The 26,054-nt window shown below is 62.0% G+C and carries 23 protein-coding genes, 1 tRNA gene and 1 riboswitch; of the genes, 13 read left to right on the forward strand and 11 right to left on the reverse strand.

Translation table 11 applies throughout. The features are described from left to right. Positions 1–84: 84 nt before the first annotated feature. The 5 genes from ACZYHG_RS01900 (at position 85) to ACZYHG_RS01920 (ending at position 5,460) form a co-directional block, all read left to right on the forward strand. Positions 85–1,122 (forward strand): glycosyltransferase family 2 protein, encoded by a 1,038-nt coding sequence (locus tag ACZYHG_RS01900; RefSeq protein WP_464612299.1) that lies wholly within the window; start codon positions 85–87, stop codon positions 1,120–1,122. Between the two features lie 32 nt (positions 1,123–1,154). Continuing rightward, the gene (locus ACZYHG_RS01905; RefSeq protein ID WP_464612300.1) at positions 1,155–1,652 is read left to right on the forward strand and encodes a GtrA family protein; all 498 of its coding nucleotides are present in this window, start codon (positions 1,155–1,157) and stop codon (positions 1,650–1,652) included. A gap of 49 nt (positions 1,653–1,701) precedes the next feature. Continuing rightward, the gene (locus ACZYHG_RS01910) at positions 1,702–3,192 is read left to right on the forward strand and encodes a hypothetical protein (protein WP_464612301.1); all 1,491 of its coding nucleotides are present in this window, start codon (positions 1,702–1,704) and stop codon (positions 3,190–3,192) included. A gap of 211 nt (positions 3,193–3,403) precedes the next feature. Continuing rightward, positions 3,404–5,290, forward strand: coding sequence for an acyltransferase family protein (locus ACZYHG_RS01915; RefSeq protein WP_464612302.1), 1,887 nt, complete (start codon positions 3,404–3,406; stop codon positions 5,288–5,290). A 96-nt stretch (positions 5,291–5,386) separates the two neighbouring features. Beyond that, positions 5,387–5,460: transfer RNA gene (locus ACZYHG_RS01920), tRNA-Gly, on the forward strand. A 154-nt stretch (positions 5,461–5,614) separates the two neighbouring features. Here ACZYHG_RS01920 and ACZYHG_RS01925 read toward each other — a convergent pair. The 3 genes from ACZYHG_RS01925 to ACZYHG_RS01935 form a co-directional block, all read right to left on the reverse strand. After that, positions 5,615–6,367 carry a Stf0 family sulfotransferase gene (locus tag ACZYHG_RS01925; protein WP_464612303.1) on the reverse strand — a complete coding sequence of 251 codons (753 nt, stop codon included), beginning with the start codon at positions 6,365–6,367 and terminating at the stop codon, positions 5,615–5,617. A gap of 301 nt (positions 6,368–6,668) precedes the next feature. Then, the gene (locus ACZYHG_RS01930; protein ID WP_080680925.1) at positions 6,669–7,010 is read right to left on the reverse strand and encodes a hypothetical protein; all 342 of its coding nucleotides are present in this window, start codon (positions 7,008–7,010) and stop codon (positions 6,669–6,671) included. 106 nt (positions 7,011–7,116) lie between these two features. Next, the gene (locus ACZYHG_RS01935; RefSeq protein ID WP_464612304.1) at positions 7,117–8,106 is read right to left on the reverse strand and encodes a LysR family transcriptional regulator; all 990 of its coding nucleotides are present in this window, start codon (positions 8,104–8,106) and stop codon (positions 7,117–7,119) included. A gap of 314 nt (positions 8,107–8,420) precedes the next feature. On the opposite strand from ACZYHG_RS01935, the gene chvE reads away from it, so the two are divergent. The 5 genes from chvE to ACZYHG_RS01960 all read left to right on the forward strand — a co-directional run bounded on the left by chvE (position 8,421) and on the right by ACZYHG_RS01960 (position 14,179). After that, complete coding sequence (gene chvE / locus ACZYHG_RS01940) at positions 8,421–9,491, forward strand: multiple monosaccharide ABC transporter substrate-binding protein (protein ID WP_027060955.1); 1,071 nt, start codon at positions 8,421–8,423, stop codon at positions 9,489–9,491. 201 nt (positions 9,492–9,692) lie between these two features. Then, the gene (gene mmsA / locus ACZYHG_RS01945; RefSeq protein WP_027033063.1) at positions 9,693–11,225 is read left to right on the forward strand and encodes a multiple monosaccharide ABC transporter ATP-binding protein; all 1,533 of its coding nucleotides are present in this window, start codon (positions 9,693–9,695) and stop codon (positions 11,223–11,225) included. After that, positions 11,222–12,508, forward strand: a complete 1,287-nt coding sequence (mmsB, locus tag ACZYHG_RS01950) for a multiple monosaccharide ABC transporter permease (RefSeq protein WP_027033062.1) — start codon at positions 11,222–11,224, stop codon at positions 12,506–12,508. The genes mmsA and mmsB overlap by 4 nt, the downstream gene beginning before the upstream one ends. 201 nt (positions 12,509–12,709) lie before the next feature. Next, positions 12,710–13,702, forward strand: a complete 993-nt coding sequence (gene araD1 / locus ACZYHG_RS01955; RefSeq protein WP_464612305.1) for an AraD1 family protein — start codon at positions 12,710–12,712, stop codon at positions 13,700–13,702. A gap of 24 nt (positions 13,703–13,726) precedes the next feature. Continuing rightward, positions 13,727–14,179 (forward strand): hypothetical protein, encoded by a 453-nt coding sequence (locus ACZYHG_RS01960; RefSeq protein ID WP_464612306.1) that lies wholly within the window; start codon positions 13,727–13,729, stop codon positions 14,177–14,179. Positions 14,180–14,200: 21 nt separating this feature from the next. Here ACZYHG_RS01960 and ACZYHG_RS01965 read toward each other — a convergent pair whose 3' ends face one another. Beyond that, on the reverse strand, positions 14,201–15,295 hold the full coding sequence (locus tag ACZYHG_RS01965; protein WP_464612307.1) for a 2'-deoxycytidine 5'-triphosphate deaminase: 1,095 nt from the start codon (positions 15,293–15,295) through the stop codon (positions 14,201–14,203). Positions 15,296–15,373: 78 nt separating this feature from the next. Further along, a riboswitch (SAM riboswitch) is annotated at positions 15,374–15,451 on the forward strand. Between the two features lie 56 nt (positions 15,452–15,507). Here ACZYHG_RS01965 and ACZYHG_RS01970 point away from each other — a divergent pair. Next, on the forward strand, positions 15,508–16,698 hold the full coding sequence (locus ACZYHG_RS01970; RefSeq protein ID WP_464612308.1) for an O-succinylhomoserine sulfhydrylase: 1,191 nt from the start codon (positions 15,508–15,510) through the stop codon (positions 16,696–16,698). A gap of 21 nt (positions 16,699–16,719) precedes the next feature. Here ACZYHG_RS01970 and ACZYHG_RS01975 read toward each other — a convergent pair whose 3' ends face one another. Continuing rightward, positions 16,720–17,871 (reverse strand): ceramide glucosyltransferase, encoded by a 1,152-nt coding sequence (locus ACZYHG_RS01975; RefSeq protein WP_464612309.1) that lies wholly within the window; start codon positions 17,869–17,871, stop codon positions 16,720–16,722. Positions 17,872–18,091: 220 nt separating this feature from the next. On the opposite strand from ACZYHG_RS01975, the gene apaG reads away from it, so the two are divergent. Further along, positions 18,092–18,484 (forward strand): Co2+/Mg2+ efflux protein ApaG, encoded by a 393-nt coding sequence (gene apaG / locus ACZYHG_RS01980; RefSeq protein WP_464612310.1) that lies wholly within the window; start codon positions 18,092–18,094, stop codon positions 18,482–18,484. Between the two features lie 42 nt (positions 18,485–18,526). On the opposite strand, the gene ACZYHG_RS01985 is transcribed toward apaG, so the two are convergent. The 3 genes from ACZYHG_RS01985 to ACZYHG_RS01995 all read right to left on the reverse strand — a co-directional run bounded on the left by ACZYHG_RS01985 (position 18,527) and on the right by ACZYHG_RS01995 (position 21,830). Continuing rightward, a complete protein-coding gene (locus ACZYHG_RS01985; RefSeq protein WP_464612311.1) occupies positions 18,527–19,558 on the reverse strand; it encodes an Hsp33 family molecular chaperone in 1,032 nt (343 codons plus the stop codon). Positions 19,559–19,702: 144 nt separating this feature from the next. Beyond that, on the reverse strand, positions 19,703–20,614 hold the full coding sequence (gene argF / locus ACZYHG_RS01990) for an ornithine carbamoyltransferase (protein WP_096453423.1): 912 nt from the start codon (positions 20,612–20,614) through the stop codon (positions 19,703–19,705). Positions 20,615–20,630: 16 nt separating this feature from the next. Further along, positions 20,631–21,830 (reverse strand): aspartate aminotransferase family protein, encoded by a 1,200-nt coding sequence (locus ACZYHG_RS01995; protein WP_027033054.1) that lies wholly within the window; start codon positions 21,828–21,830, stop codon positions 20,631–20,633. Positions 21,831–22,187: 357 nt separating this feature from the next. On the opposite strand from ACZYHG_RS01995, the gene ACZYHG_RS02000 reads away from it, so the two are divergent. Further along, positions 22,188–22,709 carry a GcrA family cell cycle regulator gene (locus ACZYHG_RS02000; protein WP_027033053.1) on the forward strand — a complete coding sequence of 174 codons (522 nt, stop codon included), beginning with the start codon at positions 22,188–22,190 and terminating at the stop codon, positions 22,707–22,709. 82 nt (positions 22,710–22,791) lie between these two features. Here ACZYHG_RS02000 and ACZYHG_RS02005 read toward each other — a convergent pair whose 3' ends face one another. From ACZYHG_RS02005 to ACZYHG_RS02015, 3 genes are all read right to left on the reverse strand, one after another. Beyond that, complete coding sequence (locus tag ACZYHG_RS02005) at positions 22,792–23,799, reverse strand: magnesium and cobalt transport protein CorA (RefSeq protein WP_464612312.1); 1,008 nt, start codon at positions 23,797–23,799, stop codon at positions 22,792–22,794. 97 nt (positions 23,800–23,896) lie between these two features. Beyond that, positions 23,897–24,622, reverse strand: a complete 726-nt coding sequence (gene phoU, locus ACZYHG_RS02010; protein ID WP_464612313.1) for a phosphate signaling complex protein PhoU — start codon at positions 24,620–24,622, stop codon at positions 23,897–23,899. A 113-nt stretch (positions 24,623–24,735) separates the two neighbouring features. Beyond that, entirely contained in the window at positions 24,736–26,001 is a 1,266-nt protein-coding gene (locus ACZYHG_RS02015; RefSeq protein WP_464612314.1) for an ATP-binding protein, read from the reverse strand. Between the last annotated feature and the right edge of the window lie 53 nt (positions 26,002–26,054).

Here is a 26,054-nt window from a genome sequence, read left to right on the forward strand (position 1 = left end):
GATAACCCCACGTCGATCCCTGGCTTATCTGTTTTCTAACCAATTGCCGCTATTGCCATTCCCAAGAGCGGGAGCCAGGCTTTGGTGGGAACGGGAAAAATCGGCGCGCACCGCGCAATCACGCTGTCGGTCGTCGTGCCATGCTACAACGAGCGCGACGGCGTGGCCGAGCTTCATCGACGCGTCAGTGCCGTATGCCTTGAGCAAGGCCCTTCGTACGAGATCGTGCTTGTCATCGACGGAGCGACCGACGGCACCCGCGAGGCCATTTTCGAACTGGCCGACAAGGACGACCATGTCGTCGCCATCGACCTTGCCCGCAACTACGGCCACCAGATCGCGCTCACCGCGGGGCTGGAGTTCTGCCGCGGCGAGCGCATTCTCATTCTCGACGCCGATCTCCAGGATCCGCCCGAACTGCTTGGCGCGATGATGGCGAAGATGGATGAAGGCTTCGATGTCGTCTACGGCCAGAGGGTGAAACGCGACGGCGAAAGCTGGTTCAAGCTGGCTTCCGCCTCGATGTTCTACCGGTTGCTGGGTCGCATGGTCGATGTCGAGATCGCGCCGGACTCCGGGGACTTCCGGCTGATGAGCCGCCGGGCGCTCGACCATCTGAACGCGATGCCCGAACGCTACAGGTTCATTCGCGGCATGGTGAGCTGGATCGGGCTCAGGCAGGTCGCCTTCCCCTATGAAAGGCACCGGCGCTTTGCCGGCACCACTCACTACCCGCTGAAGAAGATGGTTCTTCTGGCGGTCGACGCCATGACCAGCTTTTCGATCGTGCCTTTGCGGTTTGCCTCGCTGCTGGGGATGATGTTCGGCCTGCTCGGACTGGTCGTGCTTGGCTATACGCTGTTGGAATGGTCCAGGGGTAATGTGGTGCCTGGCTGGACGAGCCTTGCCGCGATCATGCTGATCATGGGCAGCGTCCAGCTTCTGGTGCTCGGCATCTTCGGCGAGTATCTCGGCCGCATGTATATGGAGACGAAGCGGCGGCCACTCTACTTCGTCAACGAGATCGTTTCGCGCGACGAGCAGACCGACCAGCAGGCCAAGGACAATGACCTGGCCATCCATCGCCTGCAGGAGATGGCGAAAAGAGCCGCGCGTGGCTGAAGCGAAGATCGACCGGATGCAACGGGAACGGCATGGGCAGGATGCGGTCGGCTTTTCCGTCTGATGTCTCGCGGATGCTGCGCTTTGGCGCCGTCGGGCTTCTCAACACGGCGCTTGGATATTCGCTGATCCTGGCCGGGCTGGCGCTGGGCCTCGGCGATATCCTTTCCAATGCGGCAGGCTATGCCGCGGGCCTTACCCTCGGCTTCTTCCTCAATCGCCAATGGACGTTCGGACGTGCCGGCGGCTTTCGCCCCGGCGTGGTCGTTCGATACGCGATCACCTTCGTCGTCGCCTATGGCGCCAACCTCGGCGTCGTGGTCGCCGCCATGTCTGCCGGCTTCATCGAAAACCCGTTCGTCCATCTGGCGGGAAACTGCCTCTACTCGGTCATCTTCTATCTCGGCTCGGCCCGGTTCGTCTTCGTCGGCGGTGCTGAGGATGCCGCAACGGCAACGCTTGGAGCCGCGACACGAACCCCGGTCTCAGCAATCGCGACGGCCATGCCGTCGCCTGGAGCCGCGACATGAACCAGGCCGCTGTCATTGCAACGGCGACACCGTCGCTCGGAGTCGCGACATGAGTCAGGCCGCAGCAATCGCGATGACAGCGCCATCGCTTGGGGACGCGCAACGCATCAGGCTGATCTTCTGCCTTCTCGGCGCCTGCGTCGTGGCCTATCTGCTCGCTGCCTTTGCCGGCGCCACCCTCCAGGACCCGGACAGTTGGTGGCAGGTGAAGGTCGGGCTGGACTTCCTGGCAAACCGGACGTTTCCGACCACCGACCCCTATTCCTATACTTTCGCCGGCCAGCCCTGGATCGCCAAGGAATGGCTGGGGCAAGTGCTTCTCGCCCTTGCCTACAGCGCCGGCGGCTGGAATGGCGTCGTCACCCTGATCATCGCCACGATCGGCCTGACGGTTTTCCTGATGGGGTGGTTCCTCAGCGCATGGCTGAAGCCGATACTGGCTATCGCGCTGGCCTTCGCCGCCGCCTTCCTGATCGCTCCCATCTATACGGCGCGCCCCCACGTCTTCACCTTGCCGATCATCGTCGTCTGGACGGCAATGCTGTTTCGTGCCGCGCAAGAGGAGAAAGCCCCGCCGCTGTGGCTGCTGGTGCTTGTCGTCTTGTGGGCGAACCTGCATGCCACATTCACGCTGAGCTTCGTCATCGCCGGCTTTGCCGGGCTCGATCTGCTGGCGCGCTCGGGCCTGTCGAAGCCCGCCCTTCTGGCAAAATGGATCGCTTTCGGCCTGCTCTGCCCACTGGTCAGCCTCATGCATCCCTATGGGGTGAAGGCCATCCTGGCCACGCTTACCGTGGCCTATGGCAACGAGGCGGTGCCGCTCATCCTGGAGTGGCGGCCGTTCAATGCCCAGGAGCAGCTCTTCCAGGAAGCGGCGATGTTGCTGGCGCTTTTCGGGCTGCTGGTATCGAGGCTGCGGATCGGCTGGGCCAAGGCATTGTTCATCGTCTTCGCCGTCCATGTCTATCTCGCCCATCTGCGGTTCGTATATCTGCCCTTCCTGTTGATCCCCCTGGTGACAGCGGTCGAGGTTGCACTGCAATATCCTTCGCTTTCAACCACGACCTGGCTGGCGGAGAAGCGTGACGGGCTGGAAAAGATTTTCGCCAGCCGGTTCTACACGATCTGCGGCGCGATGGCTGTGCTGCTGGTCGGCTCGGTCGTGATCCTCGGCAGCACCTACCAGGTCGCGCCGAGCCCGAAGACAGCCGCCAGCGGCGCCCTCGCCTTCGCAAGGGATCAGCACCTCACCGGCAACGTGATGAATTCCTACAATTTCGGCGGCACGCTGATTTTCCACGGCATCAAGACCTACATCGACGGCCGGACGGACCAGCTGTTCCTGGGCGGGTTCACGAAAACCGACGAAGCGACAGGCCACAGTGACGGAAAACCGCTGCTCGAGGCCCAGCTCAAGAAATACGCCATCGGCTGGGCACTCCTCACATCAGACGACACCCGCATCCCCTTCTTCGCGGAGCTGGGCTGGAAGCAGGCCTATGCGGACGACTATGCCGTGATCTACCTGCCCGGCGCCTGATTTCCAAATCTGTATCAATCGGGTTCGTCAATCGAACCTCCGGTTTCCCGCCTTGACACTAATGTTGCAGTGCAGCAAAGTTGCATGGTAGAGGATGAGCCCGTGCGACCAACGAACCGGCATTTTTCAGAGTATCAGGACATCGCCGCATGAGCAGTGCACCAAGCTGCGGCATGCGAATACCGCCGGCCGCGCCATGCGGACCGGCCAGATGAACTACAGGCGCGACATCGATGGTCTGCGGGCTGTTGCGGTCCTGCCCGTCGTGCTCTTCCATTTCGGCGTATCAGCCATTCCCGGCGGCTTCACCGGTGTCGACATCTTCTTCGTCATATCCGGCTATCTGATCAGCGGCAGCCTGCTCGACGATCTCGAGCGCGGCCAGTTCTCGATCGGTCGCTTCTACTGGCGCCGCGCGCGGCGCATCCTGCCGGCACTAACCTTCGTCATCCTGCTCTCGGGTATTGCGGCCTGGTTCATCCTGTTGCCGTCCGACCTCCACGAATTCAGCCTCAGCGTGATCGCGGCCTCGACCTTCTGGTCGAACATCTATTTCTGGAAGACGACGAACTATTTCTCCATCGACGCGGAGCTGCGGCCACTGCTGCACACATGGTCGCTTTCCGTCGAGGAGCAGTATTATATCTTCGCGCCGATCCTGGTGTATCTGACCTACCGATATGCCTCGAAGCGCTGGTTGACGATATTGCTGCCGATAGCCGTCGCCAGTTTTGCCCTGGCGGTCATGGCAACCTCCCTGGCGCCGACCGCCGGCTTCTACCTGCTGCCGACACGCATCTGGGAGCTGGCGCTGGGCGCCATGCTGATGCTGAAAAAGCCGCCGGCGCTGGCCAGCCGTCCGCTGACGGAACTGATCGGCCTGGCCGGTTTTGGCCTGATCGCATTCGGCTTTCTGACGATTTCGGAGAGCGACCCGTTTCCGGGCTACAATGCGCTGTTCCCCTGCATCGGAACGGCGCTGCTCATCTATGCGGGCCAGCCCCACGCCGACAGGCCGGAGCCTGTCGCGACGCGCGTGCTTCGATTCACCCCGCTGGTCTGGGTCGGCCTCATCTCCTACTCGCTCTACCTCGTCCATTGGCCGATCAATTCGTTCGTCCACTATCTCTCGCTGAAAGCCGTCGGCGTGCCGATGATCATGGCGATGATGGTGGCAAGCTTCGCCCTGGCGACATTCTCGTGGAAGTATGTCGAGCAGCCCTTCCGCCGGAAGGGGGCCTTCACCGCCCCACTGCCCATCTTCGCCTTTTCAGCGACAGCGATCGCCCTGCTTTGTGTCGGCGGCCTGGCCGGTGCGCTCGGCGAAGGTTTTCCGCAACGGTTCCCGGACTTCTCGACGGAGCGGGTGCAGGTGGGTGACTGGCGCAACGGTGTCTGTTTCAACGAAGGCGGGAGCCCGATCGAGGACTGGAACCTCGCCGACTGCACGCGCACGCATGGCTTTCCCACCAATGTGCTGCTGTGGGGCGATTCCTTCGCCGCTCACTATGTGTCGGGGCTGGAGGCCAACATCCAAACGATCCAGGCCAATGTCATCCAGTATACATATGCCGGCTGCCCGCCCAATTTGAGCTACTTCTCTTATGCCCGACCGGCCTGCACGCGCTTCAACGAACGGGCGCTGTCGATCATCCGCGATGCCAACGTCCAGGCCGTGATCCTGAGCGGCCGCTGGACCGACTATCAGGCCAGGGGCTTCGATGGCCTGCAGAAGACGGTCGACCGGCTGCGCGACATGGGCGTCAAGGTCTATGTCATCGGCCAGTCTCCGGAATTCATCGCCGACGTCCAGAAAATCGCCTTCTTCGCAAGACGGGAGCATGTCGCCAGCACATCCTGGCCGATGGCCATGGATCCGGACATCAACACGCAGGTGCTGCCGTTCACCAAAGGGGCCGATTTCATAGACCCGCTGGCCTATCTGTGCGACACGGCCGGCTGTTCCTATGCCGACGCCGGTACCAGGCAATTTCTCTACTTCGACTATGGCCATTTCTCGTCCGCGGGCGCGACGCTCGCCATCTCGAAATATTGGCCAAGCTTTGCCGCCAGCAGCAAAGTCGCGAAGGCAAAATAAGATCGCAGACCAGCGCAGGCCCGATCGCGAAAGCCTCGTTTCAATCGCCGCTTTGCGATTGCCCGAAGGCCGAACCTCATGGTAACGAGGACGCGCGCGGGTATGATGTAATGGTAGCTTGTCAGCTTCCCAAGCTGAACGCGAGGGTTCGATTCCCTCTACCCGCTCCAGTTAAGCGCAAGGCATTGCGCCTGATGTTGAGAGCTTTCCACCTCGACGTTTTATATCATTTGGTCCCAACCTGGAGCAATTCCAGGAAAGTGCGCAACGGTTTCCCCTCCGGAGTTGGAGCGGATCAGCGACCCTGTCAAACTCCGAATCGCTCTAAAGTTGACTAATTCGCATCTGCTTCTTCAGAAGCAACCGAGCGAGATTGTCGATGGTGCGCGGCGCCATCTTTTCGGGGAGATACGCTAGCAGATTCTTCGACCTGGCGTCGTTGCGGTACCGCTCAACCCATTCCTCCGTGTAGGCGTCCCGCTGCAACCGCAAATTCGTCTTGAACTCGCAGTTCGGCATTTCAACCGACAACTGGCGCGCCAACGAGACGACATACGGCCGGGGGTCACTTAACAGATCTTCATAGAAAAAATGGTCGTAAGGCAGATCGGCCATGCGCAGGTAGGCTCCCCAGAAGGCATGGCTCTGCTCGATCCGGAAGTAGACTTGGCAGATGCTGGCGAAGTCGTACTCCGGGATCGGATCAGTACCGCTTGTCGTACTCTGCCAACGGCCTGACGCTTTCGCCCGACAATAAGAAATTGCTTGACGAAGTCGGTCTCTCCGTTCCAGCAAGACCAATCCGATGCCATGGCGCCTGATGCATTCGGTGAGAAAGTCGACTCCATACTTCGCCTGCGTCGTCTCAAGGTGCCGCGAAAACACTTTTACGGCAAACCTGCCATTCGCGGTCTTGCCGCGATCAATCACCGCGCAAAGAAGTTCGTCGAAGGATTTTGGCTTGAATCCCAGCTTGCTGGAGTCGAGCCATTCGCCCGACTGCCCCAATATTCCGGTGCTGTTTGCCAGGCTGCCAAGCCATTCAGAGCCGCTGCGGGCCTCGGTCAGTATCGCCACGCCTTTTATGGGTGCCGATTGCCCCTTGTCTGCAGACGTGTAGCCGGTGTTACGGGATATGGTTCTGCTCCTTGATGGCCCTCGGTACGGTCACACGCCTATCTGACGGGCAATTTAATTAGTAAAGTCTAATATGATTCCGTCAATTCGATCTTAGGCCAAGCGGGACGGACGATTCCGTTACGGTTGGGCGATCGGTGCCGAGCCGGGCACCGATTGCAACACGCAACCCTTGCCCTGCGCGTCTGCGCAGAGACGACACCGGCCACGCTGCGGTGGCCGGCCTTTCGTCAATGGTTCGTCACAGCCAAACGCCGAGCCATACCCGTTCGCGCCAGCAGCGGACATGACGGCGGCCATGACGCCAGTAGCTGCGGCACACCCGTCTCCAGCCGCGGCGCCGCCCGCCATGACGACGACGCCAGTGGCCACGATGGCCGTGATGCCAGCGACGATGGGAAACCTGCTCCACCTCGACCGCGTCATCGCCTTCGAAGACAGCCGGATCCGGCTTGTCCAGTTGATCGAGAATTCCGTTGCCCTGGGGAATACCGGCAACCGCGCGACCCGGTCCGACCACGCCCGCAAACGCCACCGCCCCCGCAACGCCCAGCAGTCCAGTGAGAAACAACCGACGTTCCATCAAAACCTCCCGAGTTGTCGACCATCGACACCTCGTTCCCTCGCCCAAAACGGGCTCCTGCGAGCATGCCGATTAGAATGAACGCTCGCGCGTGCTTCCGGTTCCATCACCCCACTTCGCGCAGGATGAAATCGTGCAGCATCTTCGCGGCCGGCGACAGCGCGCGATTCCTGACCGTGATCAGGCTGTAGGGCCTGACCTCGATGTCGAATTCGGTCTGGACGACATCGATGGCGCCGGCGAGCCCGTCGGGATTCTGGATGAATTTCGCCACTTGCACCGATACCGGGGCGATGGCGTCGGACTGTGCGACCATGACCAGCGTCAGAAGCAGCGAGCTGGTGTTGAGGATCCGGTCCGGCAACGCGATGTTGCGGTTGAGGAAATTGCTCTCCATTGCCTGGCGCAAGGGCGAGCCGCCCGACTGGAAAACCCAGTCATAGGCGGCGGTGTCTTCCAGCCGCACCACGTCGCCTCTGGTCAGCGGGTGGCCGCGGCGCACGATCAGGCAGGCCTTCTCGACGCCGATGACGCGCGACTCGAACAGCCGCGGATTGAGATCGTCGGGAATGCGCGCAATGATGAAGTCGTGGCGCGTGGCGATCAGTTCGCGCGCCAGCACATTCGAGGTCTCAACCTGCATGGTGATCTCGATGCGCGGATAGATGCGGCGGATTTCGCGGATCGCCGGCACCGCCAGCTCGATCGCAGGCGCCGTCACGGCACCAAGAAACACCGAGCCGCCCTTCCCTGCCTTGAGCTCGGAAATCTCGCGATCGACCTCGCGCATCTCCAGCAGGATCGAACGCGCGCGCCTTGCCAGCGCCTTGCCGTAGGGCGTCAAAGTGATGCCGCGCGGCAACCTTTCACACAGCTTGACCTCGAGCACCGCCTCCATCTCGGCGATCATGCGCGAGGCCGCCGGCTGAGAGATGTTCATGACCTGCGCCGCCGCGCTCACCCGGCCATGATCGTCGAGCGCGGCGATCATGCGCATGTGGCGCAGGCTGAGACCGCTGCGCAGCAGGGTTTCGCCGCCGCCCGGGGTCTCGTTGTAACCATTTGAAACCGCAGCCGGATTCCGCAACGCCGCCATGGTTTTTTCTTGCCTCCGCCTGCGACCCGCCAACATTTTCCAGCGACCCGTGATCCCGTCATAACATATACCACCTGCGGTATAGCAACCATCAAAGATCGCATTTGACAGTTATGGCAAAAGGGTCGCAACTTCAGCGCGTTTCGAGACGTGACAATCGACGACGATAAAAATCGTATCGATTGAAATCAGCGCCTCGGGGACATGGGAGGATACCGGAGATCGATATGACGGCAGCAGTGCCTTGGCGCTTCTGCACGATTGCGCGGCCCGCGACCCCCGGGGTGCCGCGTCCATCAACCAGGGAGAGTTATGTGAAAATCATCAAGACACTGGCCGCAGTCGCGGCGCTTGGCATCGCTGCCATGACCTACTCGGCACACGCAGCCGACAAGGGTCTCGTCGGCGTGCTGATGCCGACCAAGACTTCGCAGCGCTGGATCAATGACGGCGACGCCGTCAAGTCCCAGCTCGAGGCTCTCGGCTACACCGTTGATCTGCAATACGCGCAGGACGACATCCCCAACCAGCTCAGCCAGCTGGAAAACGAAATTACCAAGGGGCCGAAGGCGCTGATCATCGCCTCGATCGACGGCACCACCCTGTCGGATGCGCTGCAGAAGGCCGCTGACGCGGGCGTCGTCGTCGTCGCCTATGACCGCCTGATCAAGAAGACCAAGAATGTCGACTACTACACCACCTTCGACAATTTCGGCGTCGGCGTGATCCAGGCCAATTCGCTGGTCAAGGGCCTCAAGGAGCGCTTCCCGAACACCAAGCCTTGGAACGTCGAACTGTTCGGCGGCTCGCCGGACGACAACAACGCCTTCTTCTTCTACAATGGCGCGATTTCCGTCCTGCAGCCGCTGATCGACGACGGCTCGATCAAGATCAAGTCCGGCCAGACCGGCATGGACAAGGTCGGCACGCTGCGTTGGCTCGCTGCCACCGCCCAGGCGCGCATGGACAATCTGCTCTCGGCCAACTACTCGGACGGCAGCCGCGTCGATGGCGTTCTGTCGCCCTATGACGGCCTGTCGCGCGGCATCACCGCCTCGCTGCGCGCCGTCGGTTACGGCACCGACGCACAGCCCTGGCCGATCGTGACCGGTCAGGACGCCGAGACTGCCTCGGTCAAGCTGATCATCACTGGCGAACAGTACTCGACCGTGTTCAAGGACACCCGCGACCTCGCCAAGGCCACTGTCCAGTTGGTCGACAAGGTGCTCTCGGGTGGCAAGCCCGACGGCCTCGACGAAAAGACCTACAACAATGACGTCAAGGTCGTTCCCTCGATCCTGTTGACGCCGCATGAGGTCGACAAGTCGAACTACCAGAAGCTGGTCGTCGACTCGGGCTACATCAAGGCCGAAGACCTGAAGTAATCTCGGTTACAAAGACAGGGGTCCTGCGTAACGCAGGGCCCCTTTCCGTTCACGAGCGACCCCGGTATTGTTTCTGCCGAACTTAAAGCGCGTCGCTTCGAACCAGTCCCATGTGACGCGCTTTAAGTCTTTGTTTCCGTGCATGTCGTCGTCTCAAAACCGCAGGCACTTTTGAGCGACATGCAACAGGAGGAGCTTGCCCTGATGACGACGATTTTGGAGATGCGCGACATCACCAAGACGTTCCCTGGCGTGAAGGCGCTGTCGAACGTCAACCTCAGCGTCGAGGAAGGCGAGATCCACGCCGTGGTCGGCGAAAACGGCGCCGGCAAGTCGACGCTGATGAAGGTGCTGTCGGGCGTCTATCCCTCCGGCACCTATGACGGCCAGATCATCTTTCAGGGCCAGGAATGCCAGTTCAAGGGCATCCAGGACAGCGAACACAAGGGCATCGTCATCATCCATCAGGAGCTTGCGCTGGTGCCGATGCTGTCGATCGCCGAAAATATATTCCTCGGCAACGAGCACGCAACATATGGCGTCATCGACTGGAACGCCAACGAGGCGCGCACCGCTGCGCTGTTGAAGAAGGTGGGCCTCAAGGAGGACCCCAAGACGCTGATCACCAATATCGGCGTCGGCAAGCAGCAACTGGTCGAGATCGCCAAGGCGCTGAGCAAGGAAGTCAAGCTGCTGATCCTCGACGAGCCGACGGCGTCACTCAGCGAGAAAGACAGCCAGGCACTGCTCGACCTTTTGCTCGAATTCAAGCGCCAGGGCATGACCTCGATCCTGATCTCGCACAAGCTGAACGAGATCAACCGGGTCGCCGACAAGGTGACCGTCATCCGTGACGGGCGCACCATCGAAACGCTGGCCAAGAAAGACATTTCGGAAGACCGCATCATCACCTCGATGGTCGGCCGCTCGCTCGACGACCGCTATCCGCCACGCGAACCTCACATCGGCGAGGTCGTGTTCGAAGTGAAGAACTGGTCGGTCTATCACCCGATCCATGCCGAGCGGCAGGTGATCAAGGGTATCAACATCAACGTGCGCAAGGGCGAGGTGGTCGGCATTGCCGGGCTGATGGGAGCCGGCCGCACCGAATTCGCCATGAGCCTGTTCGGCCGCTCCTATGGCCGCCGCATCACCGGCGAGGTGCTTCTCAAGGGCAAACCTGTCGATGTCTCGTCGGTGAGCAAGGCGGTCCAACACGGCATCGCCTACGTGACGGAGGACCGCAAGACCTATGGTCTCAACCTCATCGACCATATCAAGCACAACATCACACTGGCCAATCTCGGCGGCGTGTCTCGCCACAGCGTGATCGACGACATGCGCGAGCTCGCCGTTGCCAACGACTATCGCAAGAAGACCAATATCCGCGCGTCCAGCGTCTATCAGTTGACCGGCAATCTTTCGGGCGGCAACCAGCAGAAGGTGGTGCTGTCGAAATGGCTGTTCGCCGATCCGGAAGTGCTTATCCTCGACGAGCCGACACGCGGCATCGATGTCGGCGCCAAATATGAAATCTATACGATCATCGCGCGCCTCGCCTCGGAGGGTAAGGCGATCGTGGTCATCTCGTCGGAAATGCCGGAACTCCTCGGCATCACCGACCGCATCTATGTCATGAACGAAGGCCGCATCGTCGGCGAAATGCCGGCGGCGGACGCAAGCCAGGAAAAAATAATGCGCGCCATCGTTCGGGGAGAAGGAAAAGCAGCATGAGCACCGAAAGCGCGCCCGCCCCGCAGGGCAACGTCACTGACGAACAGCGTCCACGCATCGCCGTCTCGGCGCTGACGACGAACCTGCGCGAATACGGTCTGATCATCGCGCTGATCGTCATCATGCTGTTCTTCCAGTTCACCACGTCGGGAACGCTGTTCAAGCCGGTCAACCTCAGCAACCTGGTGCAACAGAACTCCTTCATCATCGTGATGGCGCTGGGCATGCTGCTGGTGATCGTCTCCGGCTATATCGACCTCAGCGTCGGATCGGTCGCCGGTTTCATCGGTGCGCTGGCGGCAAACATGATGGTCATCTGGCAGCTCGGACCGCTCAGCAATCCGCTGGTCGTTTCCATTGTCTGCCTGGTCGTGGGCGGCCTGATCGGCGCGGCGCAAGGCTATTGGATCGCTTATCACCGGATACCGAGCTTCATCGTCACACTGGCCGGCATGCTGATCTTCCGCGGCATCTGCCAGGCGTTGCTGGGCGGCGGATCCTCCGTCGGTCCGCTTCCAGACGACTTCAAAATGCTCAGCTCCGGCTTCATCCCGGATGTGATCGGCCCGCTGACGCTGATCCCGCCGACGGTGAATGCCGCCGGCAAGACCATCATGGGCAGCGGCCTGACGCTGCATATGACGACGATCGTGCTGGGCCTCATCGCCGTGGTGGCCTATGCCTATTTCGGGCTGCGCACACGGCGCAAGCGCGAGCGCCATGGCTATGAGGCCGAGCCCTTCCCGCTGTTCGTTATCAAGACGCTGGTCGCCAGCGCGCTGGCGCTGTTCCTGGTCTATGAATTCGCCAGCTACCGAGGCCTGCCGGTGGTGCTGCTCGTGATGGGCGTGCTGATCTCGCTGTTCGTCTTCGTCACCAAGCGCATGACCATCGGCCGCCGCATCTACGCGATGGGCGGCAACCCCAAGGCGGCACAACTGTCGGGCATCAACACCGAGCGGCTGACGCTGCTGGTGTTCATCAACATGGGCGTGCTGTCGGCGCTTGGCGGTCTGATCATCGCGGCGCGCCTCGGCCAAGCTGTGCCGGCGGCGGGCCTCGGCTCGGAGCTCGACGTCATCGCCGCCGTCTTTATCGGTGGCGCCTCGGCGATGGGTGGCGTCGGTCAGGTCATCGGCGCGGTGGTCGGCGGCTTCATCATGGGTGTGATGAACAACGGCATGTCGATCATGGGCGTCAATGTCGATTGGCAGCAGGTGGTCAAAGGCCTGGTTCTGCTCGGCGCCGTGATCTTCGACGTCTACAACAAGAACAAGGCCTGACAGGCTTAGGCGAGGCAAGCAGGAGGCATACGATCGCGGCGCTGCCGGCGAGTTGTCGGCATCAGGAAGTCCCCCGGGGGATCAAGCCCGCGAGCGCAATCCGGACGAAGAGTTCAACCCGTGGCGCGGCTAGGTCCGAGCCGCGCAGGTCAAGGTTTGCCAAGAGGCAACCGGGCCAAGACACATGAGAGAGGACTGACCATGCTGATCTCGCAGATTCTCGACGACGCCGAGACCATTCGTGTCGTTGCCCGCAGCGGTGGCAAGACCCGCATCATCAACGGCGCCCGCAGCGTCTATTCGCTGGCCATGGAGGCTGCCCGCACCGGCGTCGGCCTTGCCGCGCTAATCGAGCGCAAGGGACTTGGCGAAACGGTCGATCTCGATGCCGCCTACAAGAAGGGGCGGCTGTTGTCGCCGATCAATCATCCCGATCCGGCGCATCTGCATCTCACCGGCACCGGCTTGACGCATCTCGGTTCGGCGGCGACGCGCGATTCCATGCACAAGAAGCTGAGCACCGATGGCGAGGAGCAACTCACCGATTCCATGAAGATGTTCCGCATGGGCCTGGAAGGCGGCAAGCCCGCCAAGGGCCAGGTCGGCGTGCAGCCGGAATGGTTCTACAAGGGCAACGGCACGATGGCCGTGGCGCCGGGTGCCGCACTCCTGTCACCGGCCTTCGCCAAGGACGCCGGCGAAGAGCCAGAGGTGGCCGGCATCTATGTGATCGGCGACGACGGCGCCCCCTTCCGTGTCGGCTTCACGCTGTCGAACGAATTCTCGGACCATGTGACCGAGCGCGTGAACTACCTCTTCCTGGCCCATTCCAAGCTGCGCAATGCTTCGTTCGGACCAGAGATCCTGATCGGCGACCTGCCGGCTGACATCAGGGGCTCATCGCGCATCCTGCGCGACGGCAATCTGCTGTGGGAAAAGCCGTTCCTGTCGGGCGAAGCGAACATGTCGCACACCATCGCCAATCTCGAACACCATCACTTCAAATATTCGGCGTTCCGCCAGCCGGGCGATGTGCATGTGCATATGTTCGGCACCGCGACGCTCTCCTTCGCCGACGGCATCAAGACCGAGGCCGGCGACGTGTTCGAGATCGAAGCCGGGGATTTCGGCCTGCCGCTGCGCAACCCGCTCGAGATCGAAAAGCCGGTGAAGGTGGCGGTGAAGGCGCTTTGAGTTAGAGCAGAATTGGGACGAGGAATGAACCGGATACGGCTTGGTATTGCATTCATCGGCCTGGTGCTTGCCTTTGCCTGTTTCTCCTCGACGGCCTACAGCGCGGCGCGCTGCAGTCCGGAATCCTATCGCGAAGCTCGGTCGGCAATGACCAGCCGGCTTCTGGCTACCGGTTACTCGAAGACGCAGGTCGGCTTTCTGATGCGCAATGCGAACCGCATGACATCGGAGTTGCGCGCCGACAAGCTCAACGGGAAAGCCAAAGCCTGCGGCATCGAGTCTGCACGGGCCTATGTCCTTGAATGCCTCGACAGGCAGTTGTTCCCGTTGAAGTACGGCACAGGCGTGTCGCTCGACGACGAGAACCAGGCCAAGGGATTTTGGGGCAAAAAGCGCCTGACGGTGCGCGAGCTGCTCTTTGTCGGTGAGTTCCACGCCTGCCTCGGCGCCGCGAAGGAATATCTCTTTCGCGGCTGACTACAGCCTCGGCAGCGAGGATTAGCGCGCTGCTCTAAAATGCTTGGAGAGTTTCAGGCCCTGCGCCTGGTAATTGGAGCCGAGATCGGTGCCGTAGAGCGCCTGCGGCCGCTTCAGCATGTGCTCGTAAACCAGCCTGCCGACGATCTGGCCATGGTCGAGGATGAACGGCACTTCGTGGCTGCGCACTTCGAGCACCGCCCGGCTGCCGGTGCCGCCTGACGCCGAATGGCCGAACCCCGGATCGAAGAAGCCGGCGTAGTGGACGCGGAATTCGCCGACCAGCGGATCGAAGGGCGTCATCTCGGCAGCATAGAGCGGCGGCACATGCACCGCCTCCTGGCTGACGAGAATGTAGAACTCGTCGGGATCGAGCACCAGCTCGCCGGCACCGCTCTTGTGGATCGGCTCCCAGAAATCGACGACATCCTGCGCGGCACGCTTGTCGACATCGACAAGGCCGGTATGGTGCTTGCCGCGGTAGCCTACCAGCCCGTCGCCGTCGCCATTGAGATCGATCGACAGCGCGATGCCGCCGCCGGAAATGTTCGGCGGCTCGGTGGCAACCAGCATTTCGGCGCGGTGCAAGTCGTGCAGTTCGGCTTCCGAGAGCAGCGCATTGCCGGTGCGGAAACGGATCTGCGACAGGCGCGACCCGGTTCGCACGACAATCGGGAAGGTGCGCGGGCTGACTTCCAGATAGAGTGGGCCGGTATAGCCGGCGGCGATCTTGTCGAACTCGTGGCCACGGTCTGTCATGACGCGGGTGAAAATATCGAGCCGCCCGGTCGAGCTCTTTGGATTGGCCGAGGCGGAAATCTCCGCCGGCAATGCCAGGCTTTCGAGCAGCGGCACGATGTAGACGCAGCCGGTTTCGAGCACCGCGCCGTCGGCAAGATTGATCTCGTGCAGCTTCAGCCGGTCGAGCTTTTCCGAAACCTTGTGGTTGGGGCCCGGCAGGAAGGACGCCCGCACCCGCCAGGCCTTGTCGCCGAGCCTCAGATCGAGGCTCGCCGGCTGGATCTGGTCGGCATCAAGCGCGCGCGACGACTTCAGCGCGCCGGACTGGAACAGCGCCGCAATGTCCTGATCAGGAAGAATGCCTGTCTGCCGCAAAGGCTGGCTCCGTTCCAACTGGTACAAACCTCTTAATGAAGCCGGCAATTGACGCAAGCGTGGGACGGGTCTAAAGGGTCGTTATCCCGTGGTGATTTGGCCGGTCGGCTTGCAGCCACGTTAAACAAGTCGCTAAAGGACCGTTGGCCGCAAGGCCGTATGGACCGGTTGCGACTTTCGCGGCCGGTTTTTTTGTGTCTGGAACAAAAGCGATGAGCAGCAAGAAGCGTAACTGGAAGCCTCAGACAGCCCTCGTGCATGGCGGAACCCTGCGTTCCCAATTCGGCGAAACCTCCGAGGCTATGTATCTGACGCAGGGCTATGTCTATCAAACTGCCCAGGCCGCCGAAGCCCGTTTCAAGGGCGAGGAACCCGGCTTCATCTATTCGCGCTACGCCAATCCGACCGTCGACATGTTCGAAAAGCGCATGTGCGCGCTGGAAGGTGCTGAGGACGCGCGCGCCACGGCATCGGGCATGGCAGCGGTGACCGCGGCACTGCTGTGCAGTGTCAAGGCCGGCGATCATATCGTGGCGGCGCGCGCCCTGTTCGGCTCCTGCCGCTGGGTGGTCGAGACGCTGGCCCCGCGCTACGGCATCGAGGCGACGCTGGTAGACGGTACCGACATCGCCAACTGGGAAAAGGCGGTCAGGCCCAACACAAAACTGTTCTTCCTGGAAAGCCCGACCAACCCGACGCTGGAAGTGGTCGACATATCAGCCGTCGCATCGCTCGCCAATTCGATCGGCGCGCGGCTTGTCGTCGACAATGTCTTCGCCACGCCTTTGCAGCAGAAGCCGTTGCAGCTCGGCGCCCACATTGTCGTCTATTCGGCCACCAAGCACATCGACGGCCAGGGCCGTTGTCTTGGCGGCGTCATCCTGTCCGACAAGAAATGGATCGACGAGAATTTGCACGACTATTTCCGCCACACCGGGCCCAGCCTGTCGCCGTTCAATGCCTGGACGCTGCTGAAGGGCCTGGAGACCCTGCCGGTGCGCGTGCGCCAGCAGACCGAAAGCGCCGGCAAGATCGCCGACTTCCTGGCCGAGCAGCCGCAGATCGCCCGCGTCATCTATCCCGGCCGCGCCGACCACCCACAGGCCGACATCGTCAAGAAGCAGATGTCGGGCGGCTCGACGCTGATCTGCCTCGATGTCAAAGGCGGCAAGCAAGCAGCGTTCGCCCTGCAGAACGCGCTCGACATCGTGCTGATCTCGAACAATCTCGGCGATGCCAAGAGCCTGATCACCCATCCGGCAACGACCACGCACAAGAATTTGAGCGACGAGGCCCGCGCCGAACTCGGCATCGGACCGGGGACGCTGAGATTGTCGGTCGGGCTGGAGGATACCGATGATCTGCTGGAAGATGTCGCGCAGGCGCTGAAGGCCGCTAAATAGAGGCGACTCGGGCGCCGGAACCTACGCGCTCGACGACGCCTCTTCCAGCTCGGCTGCCTTGGTGCCGATGGTCATAGCATTGCCGCGCCAGTCGACGGCACCTCCGAGCCAGCCGCGCGCCCACATCGCCGGCAGGATCAGGTCTCGCGCCATGATCGCCGCGACCATGCGCGGCGACAGGTACCAGCCCTTGGACCAGGCCAAGGCACATTCCGGAAGATAGAAGGCCGCCAGCACGGCGATGGCCGTCAGCGGCAGGCTGAGGCCGACGCTTGCCGCCGCAACCAGTGCAAGCAGTAGCGGCACCACTGCGCCAGTCAGGATTTCGGGCGCGAAGAACAGCGGGAAGGTGACGCGGCGCAGGCGCGCCCAACGAGCCTGGCGCGACCAGATCTCGCCAAGCCTGCGCCGGCCGAGCGGCTGCTCGAAGGGCGCGGCGACGAGATTGACGCGCAGGCTAAGCCCGTTGACCAGCTTGGTCGCCGCGGCGTCCTCCGCGATTTCGGCGGCCAGCGCACGGATGCCGCCATTGGCATCCAGCATCGGCTTGTTCCACAGCATGCTCTTGCCCTGGGCAAAGCCGAGGCCGAGCGCCTCGCCGGCATACTGCCAGCGGGCTTGCAGCGTGTTGAGGAAGGCGCATTCGACCTCGGCCCAGAAGCCGTCAGGCCGCGAGCCGATCGGTGTCGAGCATACAAGGCCGGTATCCGGCCGCCACGCCGCCATCAGATGCTGGACGTAGTCTCTTGGCATCAGCACGTTGGAGTCGGCCAGGATGACCCAGTCATGGCGCGCGGCTTCCCAGCCCTTGACGCAATTGTTGAGTTTGGGATTGGCGCTGACGCGGTCGTCACCAATCAACAGCCGGGCCGGAACCTGCGGGAAATGGGTGATGGCTTGTCTGATCAGCCTGGCCACCGGATCGTCGGCATGGGCGACGCAGAAGATCAGCTCGTAGCGCGGCCAGTCGAGCGAGAAGGCGCGCTCCAGCGTCTCCTGCGTGAATGGCTCGACGCCGCGCGACGGGACAATGATGGACACCGGTTGCGATTTGCTCGCCGGCGGCACGATCGTGGCGCGCCGTTTCAGCTGTGAAGCGGCGAGCGTGATGCTGGCAGCATTTACGACAATGAGAGCAGTCGAAAGCGAGGCGGCTATGACAGTGAGTTCCATCGAGATCTGGTCACTCCAGAAAAGACGGCCCGCATGACAGGCGTTTTCAACAGTCGACAGAGCGCCGAGTCGCCCGGTTCGTGCACACCACCATTGTCATGTGTCACTTAAATGACATTCTTTGCCGGCACCTGCCCTTCAAGGGCAGCCGCGACAAGACGCGCACGTTGACCTGCTTGCCGGGAGCGCCGAAACTTACCGGATTGTTTTGGAGCCGCTTATGTATCGCGCCGTCACGCGCAAGATCGAAGTTCAGGTCAGGCCGTTCTATCTTGAGGATCGCTCGGACCCTTCCGAGAACCGCTATGTCTGGGGCTATCAGATAACGATCGACAACCAGTCGGACGAATTCGTGCAGCTTCTGTCGCGCTATTGGCACATCACCGATGGTACCGGCCGGATAGAGGAAGTGCGCGGCCCGGGCGTCGTCGGCGACCAGCCCGAACTCAATCCCGGCGACAGTTATCAGTATACATCGGGCTGCCCGCTCTCGACGCCGTCCGGGATCATGGTCGGGCGCTATACGATGCGCAACAAGCGCGGCGAGACATTCGACATCGCCATACCGGCGTTTTCGCTGGATCTACCGGGGACAAGGCGGACAGTGAATTAGCCTCCTTCTCCCCGACACTATACGGGGAGAAGGAAGGATCCCTTACTGCGCCGCGAATTCCGCTGGGTCGAAGTCGTATTGCGTCGAGCAGAATTCGCAGGCGACGTGGATGCCGCCATCCTCGGTCGAGTCCTTGATCTCCTGTGCGGAGAACCCCTCGAGGATACCGCGGATCTTGTCCCTGGAGCATGAGCACTGGTCGGCGACGGGGACACCGCCGAAGACGCGCACGCCATGCTCGTGGAACAGGCGATAGAGCAGCCGTTCGGCGCCGATCGTCGGATCGATCAGTTCGGTCGGTTCGATGGTGCCGAGCAGCGCCAGAAGCTCCTGCCAGGAATTGTCTGAGGGATCATGGATCTCCTCGCGCGGATCGCCATCGCCGCCCGGCAGGTCCGGAACGCGCATGCGCTCGGGCGACTGCGGCAGGAACTGCGCCAGGATGCCACCCGCACGCCACTGTTCACGCGCGCCGCCAGGGCCGGGCGTCAAAAGCTTGGCAACCGAAAGCCTTATATCCGTCGGGATCTGTTCCGACTGGCGGAAATAGGTGCGTGCCGCGTCCTCCAGCGTTTCACCGTCGAGCTGGACGATACCCTGATAGCGCTGCGTGTGGGCGCCCTGGTCGATGGTCAGCGCCAGCACGCCGCTGCCGAGCAGCGTCTGCTGGGAAGTCTCGCCTGCCGCGACCAACGCCTCAAGCCGATCCGCATCGAAGCGCGCATAGGCGCGCAGCGCCGAAGGCGTGGAGAAATCCGCCACCAGCATGTCGACCGGCCCGTCGGTGCGGGTCTGCAGGATGAACTTGCCCTCGAACTTGAGCGAAGTGCCAAGCAGCACCGTCAGCACACAGGCTTCTGCCAGCAGGCGGGCAACCGGCTCGGGATAATCGTGGCGGGTGAGAATGGCGTCGAGCATCGGTCCGAGCTGGACCGTGCGGCCGCGCACGTCGAGCGGGCCGACCTCGAAGGGCACGACATGGTCGTCGCCGGCATAGCCGAACTCGCCGAGTTTGGGGTGATGTTCAGTCACTTGATAGGTTTCCAACATGACAAAGCTCCGGGGCGCGGCCATGCGGCCCGGAGGGCCACATGCGTCCAAACGCGCTTGATTTGCGTGATGCGGCGCAGATAGGCATCGCGCCGCCGCAGATCAAGCGCCCAAGGATCAAGCGCCAAGACACGTCAAGCGCCCAAGCACTTCAAACAGCAAGACACGTCAAGCACCAAGACACCAGGCAAGCACCGCCTTCTGGGCATGGAGCCGGTTCTCGGCTTCGTCGAAGACCACCGAATGCGGGCCGTCGATGACCTCGTCGGTCACTTCCTCGCCGCGATGCGCCGGCAGGCAGTGCATGAACAGCGCGTCCGGCTTGGCATGGGCCATCAGCTTGGCGTTGACCTGATAGGGCGAGAACACGTTGTGGCCGCGGGCGCGATGCTCCTGGCCCATCGATACCCAACAATCGGTGACGATGCAGTCCGCCTGATCGACGGCTTCCTCGGGCGAGCGGGTGAAGTGCAGCTTGCCGCCATGCGCCTTGGACCAATCGATATGCTTCTGCGCCGGCTCGCTGCCTTCGGGCACGGCGACGTTGAGGTTGAAGCGAAATCGCGCCGAGGCCTCGAGCAGCGAATGCAGAACATTGTTGCCGTCGCCGGTCCAGGCGATGGTCTTGCCGGCAACCGGACCGCGATGCTCCTCGAAGGTCATGATGTCGGCCATCAGCTGGCAAGGATGGGTGTCGTCGGTCAGCCCGTTTATCACTGGAACGGTGGCGTTCTCGGTCAGCTCCAGCAACCGGTCGTGCGAGGTGGTGCGGATCATGATCGCATCTACGTAGCGCGACAGCACCTTGGCGGTGTCGGCGATGGTTTCGGAGCGGCCGAGCTGCATCTCGGTGCCGGTCAGCATGATGGTCTCGCCGCCAAGCTGGCGCATGCCAACGTCGAAGGAGACGCGCGTGCGCGTCGACGGCTTGTCGAAGATCATCGCCAGCACCTTGCCTTCGAGCGGCTTGGTGCGTTCGCCGGCCTTGAGGCGCGCCTTTCGCACCACCGCGTCGTCCAGCATGAAGCGCAGGTCGCCCTCGGAAACGGTGGAGAGGTCGGTGAAATGGCGAACTGACATCAGCAATATTCCGGAATTACTTCGCGGCGGCCACGGCGATGGCATCCGCCAGGCCTTTGGCACCAGCGCGGATGCGGTTGAGCGCTTCGTGAATCTCGGCGTCGGTGACGGTGAGCGGCGGCAGCAGGCGGATGACGTTGTCACCGGCCGGAACCGCCAGCAAATGCTGGTCGCGCAGCGCCATGTTCACCTTGGTGTTGGGCATGGCGCATTTGAGGCCAAGCATCAGCCCGGTGCCCCTGATGTCTTCGATGACATCGGGGAACTCATCGGCGACCGCCGCCAGGCCCTGCTTCATCAGCAGCGCCTTGCGCTGGACGTCTTCCAGGAAGCCGTCTTCCAGAACGACGTCGAGCACGGCGTTACCAACCGCCATGGCCAGCGGGTTGCCGCCGAAGGTGGTGCCATGCACGCCCGCCGTCATGCCGACAGCCGCTTCATCGGTGGCGAGGCAGGCGCCCATCGGGAAGCCGCCGCCAATGCCCTTGGCGATCGCCATGATATCCGGCGTCACGCCCGTCCACTCATGTGCGAACAGCTTGCCGGTGCGGCCGATGCCGCACTGGACCTCGTCGAAAATCAGGAGCAGGCCATGCTGGTCGCAGAGCTGGCGCAGCCGCTTCAGCGACTGCGTCGGCACCGGACGGATGCCGCCCTCGCCCTGCACCGGTTCGATGAGGATCGCTGCGGTTTCCGGCGTGATCGCCTTTTCGGCGGCATCGATGTCATCAAAGCCGACCTGGTCGAAGCCTTCGACCTTGGGACCGAAGCCTTCGAGATATTTGTACTGGCCGCCGGCAGCGATGGTCGCCAGCGTGCGGCCATGGAATGCGCCTTCGAAGGTTATGACGTGGAAGCGCTCGGGATGGCCCTTGACGAATTGGTAGCGCCGCGCCGTCTTGATCGCGCATTCCAGCGCCTCGGCGCCGGAATTGGTGAAGAACACCTTGTCGGCGAAAGTGGCATCGGCCAGGCGCTCGCCAAGCCGGCTCTGCCCCGGAATCTCGTAGAGATTGGAGACGTGCCAGAGTTTAGCCGCCTGCTCGGTGAGAGCCGCGACCAGATGCGGATGGCTGTGGCCGAGCGAATTGACTGCGATGCCGCCGGCGAAATCGAGATATCGCTCGCCCTTGTCGGTAACCAGCCAGGTGCCTTCCCCGTGGTCGAAGGCCAGGGGTGCGCGAGCAAAGGTCTCGTAAAGCGCCGAACCGCTCATTATATGCGTCTCCGGTACCGGAAAATCAAAAAAGCCGCCAAAGCGGCGGCCTGTGCGGCTTATCGTGTTTTTCGGCCATGAAGTCAACGAAAACGTCACGTAGTGGCGCGCGGCAAGCCCTCCAACAAGACGCCGGCTCATCAGCGACCGGGCAAGTTGGGGAAAACCGAAAAAACCGATTCGTGTTGCACTTGGGACTCTTGTCACCGAGTCAGCGCATAGAGTAGTTGTAAGCGAGAAATAACTAGATTTCGTGCGGCGGACCTAATCACTAGATATATGTGGTGTCTGCCCCAGCAGTGGTGCTGGGTCGGGGATGGATTCCGATTGCCGCACGAATAGCAGGAGCGCGGTCTCATGAACTGGACTGACGAGCGGGTCGAACTTCTCAGGAAATTGTGGTCGGAGGGTCTGAGCGCAAGCCAGATTGCTGCCCAGCTTGGAGGGGTGAGCCGCAATGCCGTCATCGGCAAGGTGCATCGCCTGAAGCTGTCGGGCCGTGGTCGCGCAACGGCGACGCCGGCACGTCAGAAGAAGACGGCACAGGGATCGACCGTGCAGAAATCGGTGGCGCGCGCCGCAAGCACGGCACGCCACGTCACGACTTCGATCGGCGCGACGGCCTTGCAAACGCAGTTCGATGCCGAGCCGGTCACACGCCATCATTACATCCGCCCGGTCGAGAACGTCGTGGTGCCAGTTTCAAGGCATCTGCACCTCGTCGATCTGACGGAGCGCACCTGCAAATGGCCGAACGGCGACCCGCTGTCGGAAGACTTCAACTTCTGCGGCAACGAGGCTGCCGAAACCGGTCCCTACTGCAAGTATCACGCCCGCGTGGCGTTCCAGCCGGCAGCGGAGCGGCGGCGCAATCGTTGAGGGGAATAGGGCAGTAAGGCAGTAGGGCAATATGTTTCGAGCTGCGCTGATGAGCGCCCTATCTTAACCTACTGCCCTATCTTCACAGCCAGCCATTCTTCCTGAACCGCCAGTAGAGAAACGCGCAGATCAGCGCGATGACGGTCAGCACCATCGGGTAGCCATATTCCATCTTCAGTTCCGGCATGTCGCTGAAGTTCATGCCGTAGATGCCGGCGAAGGCTGTCGGCACGGCCAGAATAGCGGCCCACGAGGCGAGTTTCTTCGAGATCGCCGTTTCCTGGCTCTGACCAACCAGCAGGCTCGCCTCGAAGGCGAACGCCAGCACCTCGCGCAAACTGTCGATCTTTTCCTGGACGGTGCGGATGTGGTCGGTCACATCGCGAAACAGCGGGTGCATGGCGGTATGGATCTGCGGCAGGTCGGCGCTGGTCAGCCGGCGACAGACTTCCACCAGCGGCAACGCCGCATTGCGCAGGCGCAGGAGATCGCGGCGCAGCATGTACAGCCGTTCGATGTCGGGGCCGGTCATCGGCTTCAAGAGAACCTTGTCCTCGATCGCCTCGACCTCGTCCTCGATCTGCTCGAGCACGGGCATGTAGTTGTCGACGATGAAGTCGAGAATGGCGTAGAGGACGAAATCCTCGCCCTTGGCCAGCGAATGCGGGCAGCTTTCCCAGTGCTGACGCACCGCGGCGTAGGATGTCGACGGGCCATGCCTGACGCTGACGATATAGCCCGAGCCAACGAACAGATGCGTCTCGCCGAAGGTCACCCGTCCTTCGATCAATTGCGCGGTTCGGGCAACGATGAACAGTGCGTCGCCATACTGCTCGATCTTCGGCCGCTGGTGCGGGTGCTCGGCATCCTCGATCGCCAGCTCATGCAGGTGGAATTGCGCCTGGACACGCAGCAGGAGTTCGCGGTCGGGCTCAAGCAGCCCGATCCAGACGACGTGTCCCGATTTCTTCGCCCATTCGCCGGCTTCCTCGATTGGAATGTCGGCGATACGCTTGCCGGCCGTATAGACACCGCAGGCGATGATGCCTGACGTCGGCGCCGCGGGCTTGAACTCTCGGACATATTCCATCGCAGCCTCCGGAAAGCACGGCCTTCATCAACGCCTGAGAAGCTTAACGTCGGGATAGTTTAGCGCAATATGATCAAGCGTTCGAGAGCAAGGGCGTTCAATGCGCCGGCAGTGTTGCCGAAACGCTGATCTTGTCGGTCTTGTCGCCCTTCGGCCGGTCGGCCGGCATCTGGTCGCCGGTGACAATGTAGTAGATGGTCTCGGCGATGTTGGTGGCATGATCACCGATGCGCTCGATGTTTTTGGCGCAAAACAGAAGATGCGTGCAGGGCGTGATGTTGCGTGGATCTTCCATCATGTAGGTCAGCAATTCGCGAAACAGCGACGTGTACATCGCGTCGATCTGATCATCGCGGTCGCGCACGAAGCCGATCTTGTCGACCGAGCGCGATGCATAGACGTCGAGCACTTCCTTGAGTTGGGTGAGCGCCAGATTGGCGAGAGCCTCCAGGCCACGAAACAGGCTGGTCGGCTGGCGTCCATCGATGACGGCGACCACGCGCTTGGCAACATTCTTGCCAAGGTCGCCGACCCGCTCGAGGTCGGCGGAAATGCGGATGGCGCCGACGATTTCGCGCAAGTCCGTCGCCATCGGCTGGCGCTTGGCGATGATGATGATTGCCTTGTCGTCGATCTCGCGCTGTCCCTCATCGAGCACGGCATCGTCGCGAATGACCTTCTGGGCCAGTCCCGGATCGGCATTGACGAGAGCGGCGACCGCCTGCTCGACCATGCGCTCGGCATGGCCGCCCATCGCCGCGATGCGCTTCGACAGATATTTCAGCTCCTCGTCATAGGCGCTCATGATGTGCACGGACTGCATGGATGAATGCCTTCCCACGGGTTCTTGATCTTGAGTCGTTTCCTCGAATCCCCGCTGATACGCTAGCCGGATGACAGAAAAAAGAAACGGTCCCTAGGAAAACTAGGGCGATATCAGTGCGTCGGCAAATGAACCGAGAAGGCGGCGCCCTTGCCGACCTCGGACTTGATCGTCAGCCTGGCATTGTGGCGCGTCAGTATATGCTTGACGATCGACAGGCCAAGGCCGGTACCTTTCTGGGTCCGGCTGGTCTCGACATCGATCCGGTAGAACCGCTCGGTGATGCGCGGAATGTGCTCCTCGGGAATGCCGGGGCCAAAATCCCGGATCGTGACGTCGATGCCGGGTTCGGAATCGGCATCGCTGCGCGCGACCGACACCAGGACGCGGCCGCCCGACTGACCGTATTTGCAGGCGTTTTCCAGAAGGTTTTCGAAAACCTGGAACAGCTCGTCGCGATCACCCGGCACATCAAGCGGGCCGTCGGCGTAGTTCCGCTCGATGGCGACGCTGTTTTCCCTGGCCAGCGGTCCAAGTGAATCGATGACGCTGTCGACCGTCTCGCGCAGGTCGACCTCGGTGCCTGGCTTCAGATAGGGCTTCATCTCGAGCCGCGACAGCGACAGCAAATCATCGATCAGCCGTGCCATGCGGCCGGTCTGGCTCTGCATGATCTGCAGGAATTGGTCGCGCGCCGCCGGGTCGTTGCGGGCGGGTCCGCGCAGGGTTTCGATGAAGCCGGCGATGGACGCGAGCGGCGTGCGCAATTCGTGGCTTGCGTTGGCGATGAAGTCGGCCCGCATGCGATCGATGCGCCGCGCCTCACTCTGGTCCTTGAACACCAGCACATAGAGGTCGGTGGCGTGTCCGACCGAGGATGCGCTGACCCGGTAGGCCCGTTCGACCGGCAGCTTCTCGGTATAGTCGACGACATCGGAGGCGATAGTGCCCGAAAGCACGCTGTCGAGCAGGGCCTGCATTTCCGGCGCCCGGAATTTCAGCGGCAGCGACAGGCCAGGTGCGATCCCGCCAAAGGCGGCAAAGGCGGCGGCATTGGCATGGACGATGGTTGCGGCATGGTCGAAGATGATGAGCGGGTCGGCGACGGCCGCAGCCAGATATTCACCCGACAGGCGCTGCAGGCCGATCGCTTCGATTGCAGCCGCTCCATCGGCCGATTGGCGGGTGCCGGTCGTCGGCAACAGTGCGGCAGCGAGCAGCAGAAGCAGCGCCGGGACCAGCACATAGGCGGAGATCCCCGCGAAGGCAAAAGCGATCAGGATACCTATAACGCCGGCAACGAGCAGCCAGCGACTGTTCCACAGCCGGATGGCCATGGCTTGCGCCACACTTGCCTGCTCTGCGCTTTGCTCAGCCATCCGCGCGTCCTATAGCCCTCTCGGGCGCTGTCCGGCCGTATGGCAACTTCCTG

It is taken from the genome of Mesorhizobium subarcticum, from assembly GCF_055456085.1.